This is a genomic window from Microbulbifer sp. GL-2 (assembly GCF_007183175.1).
Lineage (GTDB): Bacteria > Pseudomonadota > Gammaproteobacteria > Pseudomonadales > Cellvibrionaceae > Microbulbifer.
This window is the reverse complement of the sequence record NZ_AP019807.1, coordinates 3,523,739-3,539,212: the sequence shown is the minus strand read 5'-3', so window position 1 is coordinate 3,539,212 and position 15,474 is coordinate 3,523,739. Positions and strand designations below refer to the sequence as shown.

Genomic DNA, 15,474 nt, shown 5'->3' with positions numbered 1-15,474 from the left:
TTTTGTCGCAATGTAGCAATAAATTAACGACGGTTCTACGCAGGCTATAACCAGCAAACCCCCTGAAAAGGCAATGGTTTTGAAACCGCTTCACTTTGACGTATTGATCATCGGCGCCGGCTTATCCGGTATTGGCGCGGCTTGCCACCTTAGCCGTGAATGCCCCACAAAGCGTTTTGCAATCCTGGACCGCCGCGAGCAAATCGGCGGCACCTGGGATCTATTTCGTTACCCTGGAATACGCTCTGACTCAGACATGTTCAGCTTTGGTTTTGATTTTCGCCCCTGGCCAGGCCTTAAAGTATTAGCCGACGGTCCATCCATCCAAAAATATATTAGTGATACGGCACGGGAATATGCTATCAGTGAGCATATCCACTTTAATGTAGAGCTTTCCCGAGCCAACCGGGACAGCAATAAAAAACTCTGGATCGTAGATGGAATTGATTTAAAAACCGGGGAGCCCCGTCGCTACAGTTGCAATTTTTTGATTTCCTGTACCGGTTACTATGACCATCATCAGGGATACCTGCCAGCAATCCCCGGGGCAGAAAATTTTCAAGGCGACTATATCCATCCTCAGCACTGGCCGAGAAAGTTGGACTACCGGGATAAAACTATTGTGGTGATCGGCAGTGGCGCCACTGCGGTCACCCTGGTGCCGACCTTAGCGAAAGACGCCAGACATGTCACCATGCTTCAGCGCTCTCCCAGTTACATTATATCTGTACCGGCATTTGATAAAATTTCACCTGTACTCCTGAAGCTTCTGCCAGAATCCTGGGTTTTCAAATTTGCCCGATGGCGCAATATCAAATTACAACGCTGGCTTTTCAAGATCTCCAAACGCTGGCCCAACTTTACCCGCAAACTATTCCTGCGCGGCGTTCGCAAAAGCCTGCCAACTGATTTTGATATGCGCCACTTCACTCCAAATTATAACCCCTGGGTACAACGTGTTTGTGCAGTGCCCAATGATGACTTATTTAAGGCCATCAGCTCAGGCAGCGTCTCCATCGAAACAGAAAAAATAGAAACGTTTACAAAAAATGGAATAGCGCTTAAGTCAGGCCGCCAGCTCAATGCAGATATCATCATCACCGCCACTGGCCTGAACTTGAAGGTATTGGGTGATATGGAGCTATCCCTGGATGGCAACCCCATTGCAGTGAACCAAAAATTAACCTACAAGGCCGTTCTAATGGAGGGAGTACCCAACATGTCCTGGGTTTTTGGCTATACGAATGCCCCCTGGACCTTAAAAGCAGATATTGCAGCCCGCTATATCTGCCGCCTATTGAATCACATGGATAAGTACGAATACGATTCCTGTTGCGCTACCGACACAGAGGGCTGCGCAGAAGACTTTTCAGTAATGAGCGAATTGGAATCAGGTTATGTTAAAAGAGGGAACAAGGCCCTGCCCCGTCAAGGTAAAAAATATCCCTGGCGTCTACTGAATAACTATGAGGAAGACACAAAGATATTACTAAGTCACCCTATCGAAGATGGAATTCTAAATTTTACATCTAGAGTTCCCAGGGCACTTCGCTCGAATGAATCGGAAAGGAAACCCCATATAGTGGAAAAAGAGACATAGAATAGCTAACTTAAGGAAAAAGTCGATTTACTCCTATCGGTCCATCATTTTCTTATTAAAATCGTAAAAGTGGAATGAGCAGCTTCCGGACTACCAATGCCTTCCAACATTTCTGATAATGGTCTCTTTTCTGTTACCACCCTTAAGTTCTCTATTCACCTAAGATTTTCCCGTTCATTGGGAACTCAGCCGGGTTCGGATAGCGATCGTGGAGGTCAGCGTCTGGTGAACAGGACAACGATTGGCTATTTTTAACAAGCGCTCACGCTGCTCTCCAGTAAGCTCTCCTTCAAGGGTAATATCTCTCACTATTTCATCCATTTTCCTGGGATTTTTATCACAATCTTTGCAATCCTCTGCGTAAATCTTTTGATGGGAAAGAACAACCCGGATACGCTCCAGTGGAATCCCTTTCATATTTGCATACATACGCACTGTCATATTGGTACATGCCCCCAACCCCATCAATAGATATTCGTAGGGACCTGGCCCACGATTTTGCCCGCCGACATCCTCCGGCTCATCCGCAATTAACCTGTGTGGTCCCGAATGCAATATCTGCGCATACTTCTCAGCACCCGCCTCCTCCACAGTAACTACGGTTGGCAATGGACCGCTCATTAGAAGTCTCCTGATGACATTTTGTCCATAGGTTCCGGGGTGACCAGATTCCACCAAAAATCAAACCGATCCATCAGGGAGAGTAATGTTTTAAGTTGACCAACATCCCCTACGATTTTGATCGAGCCACCCTCCATTTTTTCCTGGATTGTGGCAGTGCCAAGGATAATATCGTTTAAGTCGTTACGGGTGACCGTGACGCTGGAGTGAGGGCTTTCAACTGGAGGACCATAATTTAGTACAGCATTTTCCAGCACCAATGAATACTGCTCTTTGATATCCGGCAAATTTATATTGATCGATATCTGCTTACCTGTCGCCCTGGGCCCATTCAAACGAATTCCCAGGTAATCAAAAATTAGTTCAGTGGGCATATTGCGAATGGTGTCGGCACTGGCGGTCAGCGGTACCGGCAACCGCTCAATGCCATCACGCAACTCTTTAGCACCACTTAAAAAGAAGTTTCTCCAGGTTCCATTTTCCTGCTGGTATCCCATCTGCTCAAGGGCATCAGCCAACAAATCTCTCGCCGCCCGGTTATTTGGCTCTGCGGAAACGAGCCTGTCCAGTACTTCCGCCACCCAACGATATTCACCTGCATCGTAATCTTTCTTTGCTTGTTTAATGATATTTGCAGCCCCTCCCATATACTGCACATACTTCTTACCTGCAGCAGTGGGCGGCATTGGGTAGAGTCGAGCGGGATTGCCATCAAAGAAACCGAGGTAGTAATTCCATACCGCACGAGTATCGTGATTAACACTGCCGTAGTAACCACGGTTAGCCCAGTACTGGGATAGTTCCGGTGGAAGCTCCATCATTTCAGCGGTCTGTACCATGTTGTAGCCGTGGTTGGCCAGGCGCAGAGTTTGATCGTTCAAGTACTTGTATAGATCCCGTTGCTTCTTCAGATGATTAACCACATTCGCTTGTCCCCAGGTGGGCCAATGGTGGGGAGCAAACAGCACTTCAGCTTTATCCCCCCAGCGTTGTATCGTTTCATTGAGGTATCGTGACCAATCCCGAGCATTGCGCACCTTGGCACCGCGCAGGGTATAGAGATTATGCAGTGTGTGAGTAGCATTCTCGGCGGCAGTAATTGCTTTCAGTTCAGGAATATAAAAATGCATTTCTGCCGGGGCCTCCGAACCTGGCGCCATCAAAAATTCAAAAGTAAGGCCATCAATATTTCGCTTTTCGCCAGTTTTATTGATTGTGTCCGTCGGCTCAATCAGGGTGACTGTTCCGGTAGAGGTTTCCAGACCTAGTCCCGCACCCAGCGTGCCCTTCGGGTCTTTTGGGATCAGGTTTCCGTACATAAAGCTGGCGCGGCGCGCCATATGATTGCCGGCGAAGACATTCTCACTCACCGCCTCTATCAGGAAGTCTTTGGGGGCATAAATGTTTACCTTGCCGGATTTAACATCCTCTTCATCCACAACTCCTCGTACTCCACCGTAATGATCCACATGGCTGTGGGTATAGATCACCGCAACCACCGGTTTGTTACCACGATGCTCTCTATACAGGTCCAGTGCAGCCTTGGCAGTTTCCGCTGAAATCAACGGATCCATTACGATAACTCCGCTATCTCCCTCAATAAATGTGATATTGGAGAGGTCGGCACTTCGCACCTGATAGATGCGTGGAATAACCTCATAGAGGCCGCCTTCGGAAATCAACTGAAGCTGCCGCCACAAGCTTGGGTTGGCAGTATCTGGAGCAGGTTTATCACCAGCAAATTGAAAGGCTCCGAGATCCCAGACGGGCTCCCCTTTTTCGTTCTTGATAACGCCATTGGCGGGTAGTGGGGCAATGAACCCACGTTTTACAGCTTCAAAATCCTGCCGATTCTCGAATGGCAGCTCTTTTAGGAGTTCCTGGTTGGATTTTTGGGTAACAACACTTGCGGGGTTTGGCGGATCAGCCAGGGCAACAAGCGAAAACAGCAGCGATAAAACGAGAACTACGCGGCTGAAACTGGCCACAACAATCCCTTGGTTAGCACGCATTACTTTCACCCGATCTTAATGGCTCTCGACAGCCTGCAGGCACTGCACAGTGGTCAAGCGCGCAAAGACACTTTCTGAAATAAAAAGGAGAGAATTCCCAACTAGAGAATAGGAAGGATTTGGCAGGCGGGCTGGGATATCAACGCTGTGGAGAGGATTGACGGCAGACTTGCAATCGTATTCGAGTGGCCAGCCCCTTCGAAAGCGGGTCCAGCCACTGGAATTTATTTCGCTGAATCAGCGCACATCGAGCAGGTGGCGCGCGATAATCAGGCGCTGAATCTCACTGGTACCTTCGTAGATGGTGGTAATCCGCACATCGCGGCTCATACGCTCCAGCGGATATTCGCGGGTGTACCCTACACCACCGTGAATCTGCAACGCCAGGTAGCAGGCTTCATTGGCTTTCTCACTGGCAAATAACTTGCCCATGGAAGCAGCGGGGCCAAAAGCCATGCCTGCATCTTTTTGCCAGGCTGCCTGTAGCAGCATGAGGCGCGCGCCTTCCAGTTCTGTGTACTTATCGGCCAGCTGCCACTGCAGTCCCTGGAATTGAGCCAGCTTCTTACCGAACTGCTCGCGTTCATGCATGTAAGCGCGAGCACAGTCCATCGCCTCCAGTCCGATGCCTAAGGCCAGGGAACCGATACCGATACGCCCACCGGCCAATTCACCGGCGGCAATACGGAAACCGCGGTTTTCCTCTCCCAACATATTGCCGACAGGTATACGACAGTTGTCGAAAGAAACCTCATTAGTGACAGAGGCTTTCTGCCCCATCTTTTCTTCGGCCTTGCCAATGATCAGGCCCGGTGTTCCAGCTTCCACCAGGAAGCAGGAAATACCCTTACCCTTTGCCGCGTCCGGATCAGTTACCGCCCAGACAACAAAGATGCCAGCAAACTCAGCACTACTGATAAACAGCTTGCTGCCGTTTAACACATATTCATCACCTTCTTTTACCGCGCGAGTGCGCATGGCCGCAGCATCGGAGCCGGAGCCCGGTTCAGTGAGGCAGAAAGAGCCCGCTGCATATTCGCCACTACAGATTTTTGGAAGGTATTTTTGCCACTGCTCTTCATTTCCGACGGCCTGGATTACTTCAGCAACCATATTGGTTACGGAGGTAGTGGTCGCGGTGGAAGCACAGCCGCGAGCGAGCTCAGTAATCGCCAGGCTGAAAGCGATGGTACCGGCGCCAGTTCCGCCGTAGTTGGGATCAATATTGATCCCCATAAAACCCAGCTCAGCGAGCTCTTTGAGTTTTTCCAGCATCAGGGGGCGATTGCCGGTTTTGTCGAGTTCCGCAGCTACGGGCTTCAGTTCACTCTCGGCAAACTGTCGCGCTGCTTCCTGGATCATCTGCTGCTCTTCACTCAGTGAAAAATCCATACAGTACCTACTTTATAGTTATCGCGATCAGATTAGGCGGTACTGGGCACCGCCCACAAATTATGTCGAGGATAATAAAATCCCGACCGACAATGATTGCCAATTCGCTCTATTCCACGATGAAATCCGCAATCAATAGCAGAGATAACGGTGTAGAGAAGGCAATTGGGTTTCCGCCCCGGCCTGGGGCATGTGTCGGGTACGACACATATTGAACAGTCACTGTTTTACGGGGCCCGGCGTTTTTATCGGTTGATTTTCTGATCAGAGGCCAGCGGCCCGGCTATACCGGGCCGCTTATCATGCCAGGGGCATCCCCCCGACTTAACGCCGGGTTGACTTGGTCTTGGGCTCTGGATCAGGCACCGCCACAGCGGTATCCGTCTTCACCTCTTCCATCACCACATAAGTGTGGGTTTCTCGTACACCCGGCATAGAAGCCAGCTTTTCTCCGAGAAAACGGCGGTATCCGAGCATATCCTTAATACGAATCTTTACAAGATAGTCAAAACCACCGGCTACCATATGGCACTCCTGCACCTCTTCCAGGCCAGAGACGTGCTGGTTGAAGGCTTCCAGCGCCTCTGTAGCTGTGTTGGTCAGAGTCACCTGGATATATACAACCAGGCCGGCATGAACCTTGAGCGGGTCCAGCAACGCCACATAGTCACGGATAAACCCCTCCCGCTCGAGGCGCTTGACCCGCTCCAAACACGGAGTGGGACTGAGGTTAACCCGGCGTGCCAACTCCACGTTTGGCAGTCGCCCATGGCGTTGCAGGATTCGCAGGATTTGGCGATCGATACGATCAAGATCTTCCAACTGTCGAGACATTACAAAATACCCTACTGGCAATCACGCAATTAGGCGTGATATTTAACCACAACCGGCGCCAAAATGGCGATTAATTCTAAGCACTTTCGCACATAATCCGGTTTTTTATTCTGACCCTAGATATAGAGCTTGGGAGACGATATGTCGACAAACTTCGCCGGAGACCTACAGAGTGCCCGAGAGAGGGCACGCGAGTATTTGCACGCCGACGAAAACCAGTGCGTAAATGAGCTCCTGGCCGCACCGCGCCCCAGTGAAGCCCTGCGCAAGAAAATCCTAAACACCTCTCGCGAGCTGGTGCGCCACTCACGCGAGCAGCGCAGCAAACGAGGCACCCTGGATGCCTTCCTGCAGCAGTTCGGCCTGTCGAACAAAGAAGGCGTCGCCCTGATGTGCCTGGCGGAGTCTCTTCTCCGGGTCCCCGATGCTGATACTGCCGATAAACTGATCGCTGAGAAAGTGCATTCCGGCAACTGGTCCAGCCATCGTGGCCAGTCAGATTCACTGTTTGTGAATGCCTCTACCTGGGGTCTGATGCTCACAGGCAGCGTTGTGGAACTGGACCCGGATATCACCGAGCGCCCCTCCCACTGGATGAAACGCTTGATCAGCCGCATCGGTGAGCCAATGGTGCGCACCTCTATGATGCAGGCGATGAAAATCATGGGCGGTCAGTATGTACTGGGCCGCACCATTGAAGAAGCGCTGAAGCGAGGCCCCAAGGAGAACCTGCCCGGCACCCGCTTCTCCTTCGATATGTTGGGCGAAGGCGCACGTACCATGACGGACGCTGAGCGCTATTTCGATGCCTATATGATGGCTATCGAAACCATCGGCAAAGACAACACCAAACGCGATGTTGTTGAAGCCAACGGTATTTCCATCAAACTGTCCGCCCTGCATCCTCGCTACAGCGTGCTGCAGTATGAACGCGTTATGGGCGAATTATTGCCACAGGTGAAACGCTTGTGCGTGGCTGCGGCTAACTACGACATGGGCCTGAATATCGATGCTGAAGAAGCAGATCGCCTGGATATCTCACTGGATATCTTCGAAGCACTGGCCCGCGATCCAGAATTAAAGGAGTGGCAGGGCCTCGGCTTTGTTCTGCAGGCCTACCAAAAGCGCGCGCCTCACGTAGCAGACTGGCTGATTGCACTAGGCCGCGACACCGGCCGCAAGTTGATGGTGCGTTTGGTAAAGGGGGCATACTGGGACAGCGAGATAAAGCACTCCCAACAAATGGGGCTCCCTGATTACCCTGTATACACCCGCAAGTGCCACACCGACCTGTCTTACCAGGTCTGTGCGAAAAAACTGTTAGATGCTGGCAGTGCTATCTATCCCCAGTTCGCCACCCACAATGCCTACACCGTGGGCGTGATTCTGGAAATGGCTGGCGAGCGTACCGACTTTGAATTCCAACGCCTGCACGGAATGGGTCACCTGCTTTACGCACAGATTGAAGCGGTACATGGCAAGCGAGTGCCCATAAGGGTTTATGCCCCGGTGGGTGCTCACCGCGATTTGCTGCCCTATCTGGTGCGCCGCCTGCTTGAAAATGGAGCCAACAGCTCATTCGTCAACCGCTTTATGGATGAGGAAACTCCCATCGAGTCGTTAGTGCAGGACACCCTGGACCTGAGTGAAGCCTGCAACCCATACCGCCATCCGCAAATTCCTGTACCGGAGAATATTTATATGGGCGCAGAAGCCCTGCCAAGGAAAAACTCACACGGCATTGAATTGTCCGATCCCCACGCCGTTGAACCACTGCAAGAAGAGCTGGCCAAACAGCGCGGCAAGCATTTCCTCGGTGGCCCCATCATCGACGGAGTTATGGGCAAAGCGGAAGAGCCCGTTTACAACCCTGCCTCTGGCGAGGTAATTGGCCATACCGCTAATACTGACAAGCACCTGATTGAGCGAGCCTACGCTTCAGCCACCGAAGCACAAATTGGCTGGGATCGTATGGGCGGGAATGAGCGCGCCGCAATCCTCGATAGAATCGCCGATTTCTACGAAAAGAAAACCAACGAACTGGCAGCAATTATCTGCCTGGAAGCGGGCCGCACACTTAACGACGGCATCAGCGAAGTACGCGAAGCGGTGGATTTCTGCCGCTATTACGCCAACGCAGCACGCCAGCACTTCAGCGACCCCACCGAACTTCCAGGCCCCACCGGTGAGCAAAACCAGCTCTTCCTGGGTGGGCGCGGTGTCTTCGTTGCTATCAGCCCCTGGAATTTCCCCCTGGCTATCTTTACCGGCCAGGTGGTTGCCGCGCTGGCAGCCGGTAACGCGGTACTGGCCAAGCCAGCAGAGCAGACTCCAATTATTGCCGCACACGCTGTGCGCCTGATGCTCGATGCCGGCGTGCCAGCCAAAGTGCTGCACCTGATTACCGGCACCGGCGCTGCCGTAGGAAAACTGCTTATTGAAGATCCACGCCTGGGCGGCGTTGCCTTCACCGGTTCCACTGAAACCGCGCGCCTGATCAACCAACAACTGGCCGCAAAAGAAGGCCCGATCGTTCCATTGATTGCCGAGACAGGCGGACAGAATGTGATGATCGTTGACTCCACTGCCCTGCCCGAGCAGGTAGTGGACGACGTAATTCAGTCCGCCTTCCTGAGCGCCGGCCAGCGCTGTTCCGCCCTGCGCATCCTCTGCGTACAGGATGTGATTGCGGATAATTTACTCAATATGCTCAAAGGCGCTTGTGCAGAACTCACCCTGGGCGATCCCGGCAAGCTGGATACCGATATCGGCCCGGTGATCGACGACAAAGCCCTGAATTTACTTGAAGCGCACCGCGAGCGCATGAGCAAGGAAGGCAAACCTCTATTTGCTTTCGACGAAGGTAAAAAACCAGAAAACGGTACTTTCTTCGGTCCACAGGTTGTAGAGATTGAAGATTTCTCTGTACTCAAGCGCGAAGTCTTCGGTCCCTTCCTGCACGTAGTACGCTTTAAAGCCGAAGAGCTGGAAGACGTAATCCGCCGTATCAATGCCACCGGCTACGGCCTCACCTTCGGCCTGCACTCGCGCATTGAAGGCCGTGCAGATGCGGTATTCAAGCGCGTAAATGTAGGCAACTGCTATGTCAACCGCGACATGGTAGGCGCGGTAGTAGGTGTGAATCCCTTCGGCGGCCAGGGCCTCTCCGGCACCGGCTTCAAAGCCGGAGGCCCTCACTACCTGTTCCGTTTCGCCATTGAAAAAACAAAGACTGTGAATACAGTTGCCACAGGCGGCAATACGCAATTATTTACTTTGGGGCAATAAGTCCCTGCGATAGTTAGAAAGCTGGCCAATGGCCAGCTTTCTAACTCTACAACTAGGTTCAGTTAATCACTTACTCACTCGCATGCGGGTAACCCCAGTGAAAATTACTATCTCAGCATCGATAGTTTCCGCTTTTATAGAAATCCCTTTTAACTTCAGACCGCATACCTCATACACATCTCTATCGATACTTACCCTCGTAGGTATGAATTACTCTATCTCTTCTGTTTTTATTTCAGATTTCCACATTAGTTTCGGCTACTAAGCAATCATATATTCACCCTCAATAGTCTTTTCAGCTGTAGAGATAGGGTCCGAGGAGAAACTTTGTCTACCCCCAAAAGCGAAGACAATTTATTGACTTTCAGAGACTTACAAATATGATCAAAAATTTACACATAGATGCAAGGCAAGACAACAAAAAGCGGCGCCCTATGAAACAACTGTTAATTGACTGTGCATGCAACAAAAATCAAAAGTTAATGTAGAAATGATTAGGGAATATTAGCCCAAAGATATAAAGTTCCAGGTGGAAACGAGGAGAGACTATGAAAATGCAAAATTTTTCAGCAATGATAATTGCAGGCTTAGCCCTGTTTACTAACCATGTGGCTGCAGAAGAAGTCAAAATAGATAAAGATCTGACTATATATTATGAGCAGACAGGTAGTGGAGACACGGCCATTATTTTTATTCCTGGATGGATGATGTCAACAGAGGTTTTCGAACATCAACTCGCCCACTTCAAAGATTCGAAAAAGTATCGAGCACTGACGTATGATCCTCGAGGTCAGGGGAAGTCATCGAAACCTGTAGAGGGCCATACCTACCAGCAGCACGCTCGGGATCTAGCACAATTGATTGAAAAGCTGGGCTTAAAAAAAGTAATTTTGGCAGGTTGGTCATATGGAGTAACGGAGCAACTGGCATACTTGAATCAGTTTGGTAAAGACAAGCTCAAAGCCATGATTATGATCGATACCGGACCAGATATCTCCGGGGCCACAAGGGATGAATGGGTTTGGTATCTCAATGACGACGCTGATGGCTATTCGCGAGGGTTCACAGAAGGCATCATTGAGGACCGCGACAACGTAATTAAGGAATTTGTCCAATGGATGCTTGAGAAGCCCACAGAGGAAAATATTGCCTGGCTAACAAAAATTGCCAGTCAAACATCCAGTAGTGTCGCCTCAATTACAAATGCTACTGGTTTTTATCTCGACTACAGTGATGATCTTATTTCACTGGAAGGAGAAATGCCCTTGTTATACATTGTACGAAGTGAGATGAGGGAAGTGGCAGACAAATGGATAAAAACCAACACCCCATCAGCGACTACAGTATATATGGGTAAACATATGATGTTTTGGGAGAGATCTAAGGAGTTCAATAGCTCTGTTGATAAATTTCTCTCAAGCATTGAAAAATGATGACATCTTTAAAAAATTTCGCACTTAAAAATTGAAATCTTGGGCAGCCCTTTAAAAAAATACTGACAACCCAGAATATCTGGGTTGTTTTTTATAAAATACCAGAAAATTCCTCTCTAGCTTAGCCTAAACCCACCCCACCTTAACTTAAACAAATAACGTTAAAATAATTTAAAGAAAAACACTGGAAGCCTAACAAGAACCCAGGAAACAAAGCTAAAATTCCTTATCCCCACCAACTCATTGTTGGTGACAAGAAAAACTTAGCCTAATACACCAAATGCCCCTACCCACAAACGTTTTTTTATCTTTTGTGCTGACTTAATTGTTGTAAACTTGGCAGCAGGCCTCAATTTGTTGAATAGTACGACTAGAGGAGTTCTGAAGCCCTTTTACTTCATGTGTGAAATCAATTGTAACGCACTCACCAGCCCCCGGTATAAAAGCTACACATTAAACCAACAGGAATCAGTGAGTTACATTGCCGTTTACCTAGCCCACAACATGAAAATTATATTTTTTAGCTTGGAATATCTCGCATTTATCCATAGGGTTACAACAATCTTTATTGGCAAATTAAATTGATTACGGAGCAAGCCCTCTATTCCTCCCCGGACAATACAATCCGGTACTTTGACTTACCTGATTTCAAGTGCTTAAACGCTTCCTCAATCTGGCTCATAGGAAAAATTTCCACCTGTGGCCTTATCTGATGATGAGCAACAAAGTCGAGCATGGTTTCCATAGTAGCAGGGCTGCCTACCGGAGAGGCAGAAATCGAGCGTTGTCCAAATATCATGGGGAAAAGAGTAAACTGGATCGGGTTAACGATTGCACCGACAAAATGCAGACGCCCTTTTGGCTTTAACGCTTGTAGATAGAGATCCCACTCCAGATTTACATTTACTGTCGAGATGATGAAATCAAAGCTCATTGTGGCTGATTTAATCTCTTCAGGATCACGAGAATTCAAGGTTTTATGAGCTCCCAAAGAGAGAGCTTCTTTTCTTTTGTGTTCACTGGAGGTAAAAGCAGTTACTTCACAGCCCCAGGCATTTAAGAACATCAGCGCCAGGTGACCCAGCCCACCAATACCAATTACCGCCACTTTGTCGGTGGGTTTTATATCGAATTGCACCATTGGATTGAAGACCGTAATACCGCCACACAGTAACGGGCCAGCAGAGACAAGATCGATGCCTTCCGGGATCACCACCAGGCTGCACATATCAGCCCGGACCTTATCGGCAAAGCCACCATTGGTCAGGACGGTAAATCGAGCCTGGGCACAGAGGTTATGATTGCCCAGACGGCAGGAGTGGCATGTCTCACAGTAACCTGAATTCCAGCCAAGTCCAACAACCATGCCAGGCTTAAAGTGACCGGCCTGTTTACCTGCAGCTGTAACCCTTCCAATCACTTCATGTCCTGCAACCATCGGGTATTTTGAAACACCCCACTCGTCTTCGATCATACTGAGGTCACTATGACAAACTCCGCAATACAGCACCTCAAGCTCTACTTCTGTTGCACCTAGCTCCCCCAGTTTTATCTGATGCTGCTGGAAAGGGCCGCCAGCTTCCATTACGGCGTAGGCATTGATGGTACTGTTGCTGGACATAACACACTCCCAGTATTGTGAGCGGCCAGGGTAATCGCCTTGTCGCAGGCAATATCGCCAACCTACGGTGCAGCCATAAAAAAAGAGCCGGGAAATTCCCGGCCCAAGCCAAGTCCTATGAGGTTGCTGAATATCAGAGGACCTACGAGAAACCTGGCAAGTTCCTGTGAGGGAATTCAGTTCAGTACACGATAACCGCGACCGCGCAGGCAATTCTTGATAATCTGGTTTGCCTCAGCCCCGGCGCTACCAGCACCAGAGAGCCCACCCACCAGCGCACCGGCACCTGCGCCTGCAGCCGCAGCCCGACTACTATCACCCACTATTGCCCCGAGTGCCCCTCCTACCACCGCACCACCCGCAGCAGCGGCCAAGCCACGGCGTCCCTGATCGCTATAGGTGGAATAGGCAATACCCTTACACTCTGAGAGATCCATCTGATATTGATTCATGTTGACACCCCAGGTGTCGATCACGATTCCTCCAGCACCGGGCACCTGCTCCGGCTGAGCGGCACAGCCGAACAAAAGCGCCATGCCTAATCCAGCGGTTACAGTAATACCAGTTTTCATTGGATACCCCTTACAGCTAGTGCTGAGAGATAGTGGAGCTGACATGTATTTCTACTTTAGGTTTAGCCGCAGGTAGAAGTTCGCGCCAGCCAGAAGAGTTTAAAAGCAAAGAAAAATGTGACCAAGCAGACAGAATATCGAGCATTACATACAATGAGGTGTTTCAGGATCAGCTTGGTTTAAAGAAGATAATTTTTACAAGGAGTTTCCTCACGTAGCACTTTTATCCGCTTTAGTAAAATCTATGCTACCGGCAGGTAGTCAATGCGATGCAAATAAACTTATAAGCCAGACCCTGCCTCTCATGGGTAAACACAGTTCGACCTGTTAGTTTTCTGCTAAATCTACACATGCAGTAAACTACCTTGCCCTGAATCTATAAGCACCACTTATAAATAACTCCTAAATGCTTATTGGGAAGCCATCAAGTTATTTCATATATTCACTCCTAAGCGATTTTTTAAGAAAACCAGCCACTAAAAGCAAAGGAGTATTCAAAATGATTTACAAAATTTGGAAAACTACAATAACTGCAGCAATACTTGCTTGCTCCTCATCAGCCATGGCAAATGAGGATTATAAAAGTTCTCCCTCGTCTTTTGCCAACAGCTATAAGCACATTGTCATCGAACCGGAATGGACAGGTGACAACAAGCTGGTACTGGTGCAACCAAAGGGTTTTCGTCGTTGGGTATTTATTGGATCGCCAATAACCCCCAATGGACTTAATGGCGGTAAAGCCAGCTTTCCCGAATATCACAATGTCTATGTTCAGCCAGAAGCCTTTCAGTACTATCGGGATCATGGCGAATGGCCGGAGGGAACCATTATGCTGAAAGAACTGCAACTTACCGGAGGGAAGGCAACTGAAGCTGATGGCTCACGCTATGAATCCTCAGGACGCGGCTATTTTCCTGGGAAAGTCAACGGTATGGATGTTTCTGTAAAAGACTCAACTCGGTTTCCAGAATCCAGAGGGTGGGGGTATTTCAACTTTGGTCACCATGCTCCCCCTTATGCTGCCAGCACTAAGGTAATGGATATCGCCTCCTGTGCAAGCTGCCACATGGCCAATGCCACAGAAGATATGGTCTTTATGGACCTCTATCGCCCACTGGTAACTCCACTTATACTGCCCAATGCTAATTAACTTTAAGAGCCTGGTTTACAGTCATATTTGATTTTTTGAGCGTTAAAGAACTCCAATCATGAGCGCTCGCAATAGTCATAAATTTTTCCAGGCCAGGGGACAAAACGGTATTGTTTACAGTGGCCAGTCCTACCTTTCTTGATAAGGGGGGATCTGCGATGGGGCGGTAATCAAGCGTCGGCTTTATCAGGGAATGAAAAGGGATCACACTTACCCCGGCGCCCTCGCGGACGAGGCACTGAATCCAATCTTCCCGCTCACTACGAAATACAATATCCAGCTCTAGTTCCTGCTCTTTATTAAATACTTGGCCCTTCTGGCGAAGCTCACAGTGTAAACGCTCGACATAGCGTTGATTAGTAAGATCGGATATAGAGATTGATTCATTGCTCAGGAATTCATGACCTGGAGGGCATGCTACAACCATTGGCTCCTCAAATAACTGAGTATATCGAAGCCTTGGATGTGTTGTGCTCTGCGACAGGCAAAAAACTGCATCGAGATTACCAGTTAGCAAGAGCTCTTCAATTGCGGGAGGCGCAACATCATGGATCACAATGGATATATGCGGGTTGCTTGTTCGAAATTGATTTAACATTTCAGCAAAGGCTTGAGGACCAATAGTGCACATCACCCCAATATTAAGCTCACTAACCTCTCCAGAGGTAATTGCGCGGGCTGTCATATTCACCAAGTGACGGGTACGATCGATTTGTTCAAAACTACTGCGTAAACTACGACCAAGCTCGGTAAGCTCAATATGGCGACCTTCACGAAGAACCAGCTTTCCACCTAGCTCTTCTTCTAGCCTTTTAATACCTTGTGTTAGCGCTGGCTGAGTCACGTTGCACTGTTCAGCAGCAAGGGTAAAATTGAGCGTTTTCACTAACGCAAGAAAATAACTGACTTGTTTGAAATCCATTTGCCAGGTTGCACTCTACAAATAATTGA

11 protein-coding genes are annotated in these 15,474 nt (G+C 49.2%); 4 read left to right on the top strand and 7 right to left on the bottom strand.

What is annotated here, in order from left to right:
- Positions 1 to 73 precede the first annotated feature (73 nt).
- On the top strand, positions 74 to 1,600 hold the full coding sequence (locus GL2_RS15505; RefSeq protein WP_143731501.1) for an NAD(P)/FAD-dependent oxidoreductase: 1,527 nt from the start codon (positions 74 to 76) through the stop codon (positions 1,598 to 1,600).
- Between the two features lie 174 nt (positions 1,601 to 1,774).
- On the opposite strand, the gene GL2_RS15500 is transcribed toward GL2_RS15505, so the two are convergent.
- The 4 genes from GL2_RS15500 to GL2_RS15485 form a co-directional block, all read right to left on the bottom strand.
- Positions 1,775 to 2,221: an OsmC family protein gene (locus GL2_RS15500; RefSeq protein WP_143731500.1), complete on the bottom strand. Its 447-nt coding sequence runs from the start codon at positions 2,219 to 2,221 to the stop codon at positions 1,775 to 1,777.
- A complete protein-coding gene (locus tag GL2_RS15495) occupies positions 2,221 to 4,233 on the bottom strand; it encodes an alkyl/aryl-sulfatase (RefSeq protein ID WP_143731499.1) in 2,013 nt (670 codons plus the stop codon). The genes GL2_RS15500 and GL2_RS15495 overlap by 1 nt, the downstream gene beginning before the upstream one ends.
- A gap of 237 nt (positions 4,234 to 4,470) precedes the next feature.
- Positions 4,471 to 5,625, bottom strand: a complete 1,155-nt coding sequence (locus tag GL2_RS15490; RefSeq protein ID WP_143731498.1) for an acyl-CoA dehydrogenase family protein — start codon at positions 5,623 to 5,625, stop codon at positions 4,471 to 4,473.
- A 324-nt stretch (positions 5,626 to 5,949) separates the two neighbouring features.
- Complete coding sequence (locus GL2_RS15485; protein WP_143731497.1) at positions 5,950 to 6,459, bottom strand: Lrp/AsnC ligand binding domain-containing protein; 510 nt, start codon at positions 6,457 to 6,459, stop codon at positions 5,950 to 5,952.
- A 141-nt stretch (positions 6,460 to 6,600) separates the two neighbouring features.
- Between GL2_RS15485 and putA the strand changes: the two genes are divergently transcribed.
- Positions 6,601 to 9,747 (top strand): bifunctional proline dehydrogenase/L-glutamate gamma-semialdehyde dehydrogenase PutA, encoded by a 3,147-nt coding sequence (gene putA, locus GL2_RS15480; protein ID WP_143731496.1) that lies wholly within the window; start codon positions 6,601 to 6,603, stop codon positions 9,745 to 9,747.
- Between the two features lie 548 nt (positions 9,748 to 10,295).
- Positions 10,296 to 11,180, top strand: coding sequence for an alpha/beta fold hydrolase (locus tag GL2_RS15475; protein ID WP_232053643.1), 885 nt, complete (start codon positions 10,296 to 10,298; stop codon positions 11,178 to 11,180).
- Positions 11,181 to 11,781: 601 nt separating this feature from the next.
- Here GL2_RS15475 and GL2_RS15470 read toward each other — a convergent pair.
- Positions 11,782 to 12,801, bottom strand: a complete 1,020-nt coding sequence (locus tag GL2_RS15470) for an NAD(P)-dependent alcohol dehydrogenase (protein ID WP_143731495.1) — start codon at positions 12,799 to 12,801, stop codon at positions 11,782 to 11,784.
- 176 nt (positions 12,802 to 12,977) lie between these two features.
- On the bottom strand, positions 12,978 to 13,373 hold the full coding sequence (locus tag GL2_RS15465; protein ID WP_143731494.1) for a glycine zipper family protein: 396 nt from the start codon (positions 13,371 to 13,373) through the stop codon (positions 12,978 to 12,980).
- Between the two features lie 499 nt (positions 13,374 to 13,872).
- Between GL2_RS15465 and GL2_RS15460 the strand changes: the two genes are divergently transcribed.
- Positions 13,873 to 14,523 (top strand): cytochrome P460 family protein, encoded by a 651-nt coding sequence (locus tag GL2_RS15460; protein WP_143731493.1) that lies wholly within the window; start codon positions 13,873 to 13,875, stop codon positions 14,521 to 14,523.
- On the opposite strand, the gene GL2_RS15455 is transcribed toward GL2_RS15460, so the two are convergent.
- On the bottom strand, positions 14,516 to 15,445 hold the full coding sequence (locus GL2_RS15455) for a LysR family transcriptional regulator (RefSeq protein WP_143731492.1): 930 nt from the start codon (positions 15,443 to 15,445) through the stop codon (positions 14,516 to 14,518). The two genes, GL2_RS15460 and GL2_RS15455, sit on opposite strands and share 8 nt — an antisense overlap.
- Positions 15,446 to 15,474: the final 29 nt, after the last annotated feature.

What these genes read in the sequence shown, in the direction of transcription:
- GL2_RS15505 (WP_143731501.1), top strand. Translation starts at nt 74, where the DNA reads ATGGTTTTGAAACCGCTTCACTTTGACGTATTGATCATCGGCGCCGGC.
- GL2_RS15500 (WP_143731500.1), bottom strand. Translation starts at nt 2,221, where the DNA reads ATGAGCGGTCCATTGCCAACCGTAGTTACTGTGGAGGAGGCGGGTGCT.
- GL2_RS15495 (WP_143731499.1), bottom strand. Translation starts at nt 4,233, where the DNA reads ATGCGTGCTAACCAAGGGATTGTTGTGGCCAGTTTCAGCCGCGTAGTT.
- GL2_RS15490 (WP_143731498.1), bottom strand. Translation starts at nt 5,625, where the DNA reads ATGGATTTTTCACTGAGTGAAGAGCAGCAGATGATCCAGGAAGCAGCG.
- GL2_RS15485 (WP_143731497.1), bottom strand. Translation starts at nt 6,459, where the DNA reads ATGTCTCGACAGTTGGAAGATCTTGATCGTATCGATCGCCAAATCCTG.
- putA (WP_143731496.1), top strand. Translation starts at nt 6,601, where the DNA reads ATGTCGACAAACTTCGCCGGAGACCTACAGAGTGCCCGAGAGAGGGCA.
- GL2_RS15475 (WP_232053643.1), top strand. Translation starts at nt 10,296, where the DNA reads ATGAAAATGCAAAATTTTTCAGCAATGATAATTGCAGGCTTAGCCCTG.
- GL2_RS15470 (WP_143731495.1), bottom strand. Translation starts at nt 12,801, where the DNA reads ATGTCCAGCAACAGTACCATCAATGCCTACGCCGTAATGGAAGCTGGC.
- GL2_RS15465 (WP_143731494.1), bottom strand. Translation starts at nt 13,373, where the DNA reads ATGAAAACTGGTATTACTGTAACCGCTGGATTAGGCATGGCGCTTTTG.
- GL2_RS15460 (WP_143731493.1), top strand. Translation starts at nt 13,873, where the DNA reads ATGATTTACAAAATTTGGAAAACTACAATAACTGCAGCAATACTTGCT.
- GL2_RS15455 (WP_143731492.1), bottom strand. Translation starts at nt 15,445, where the DNA reads ATGGATTTCAAACAAGTCAGTTATTTTCTTGCGTTAGTGAAAACGCTC.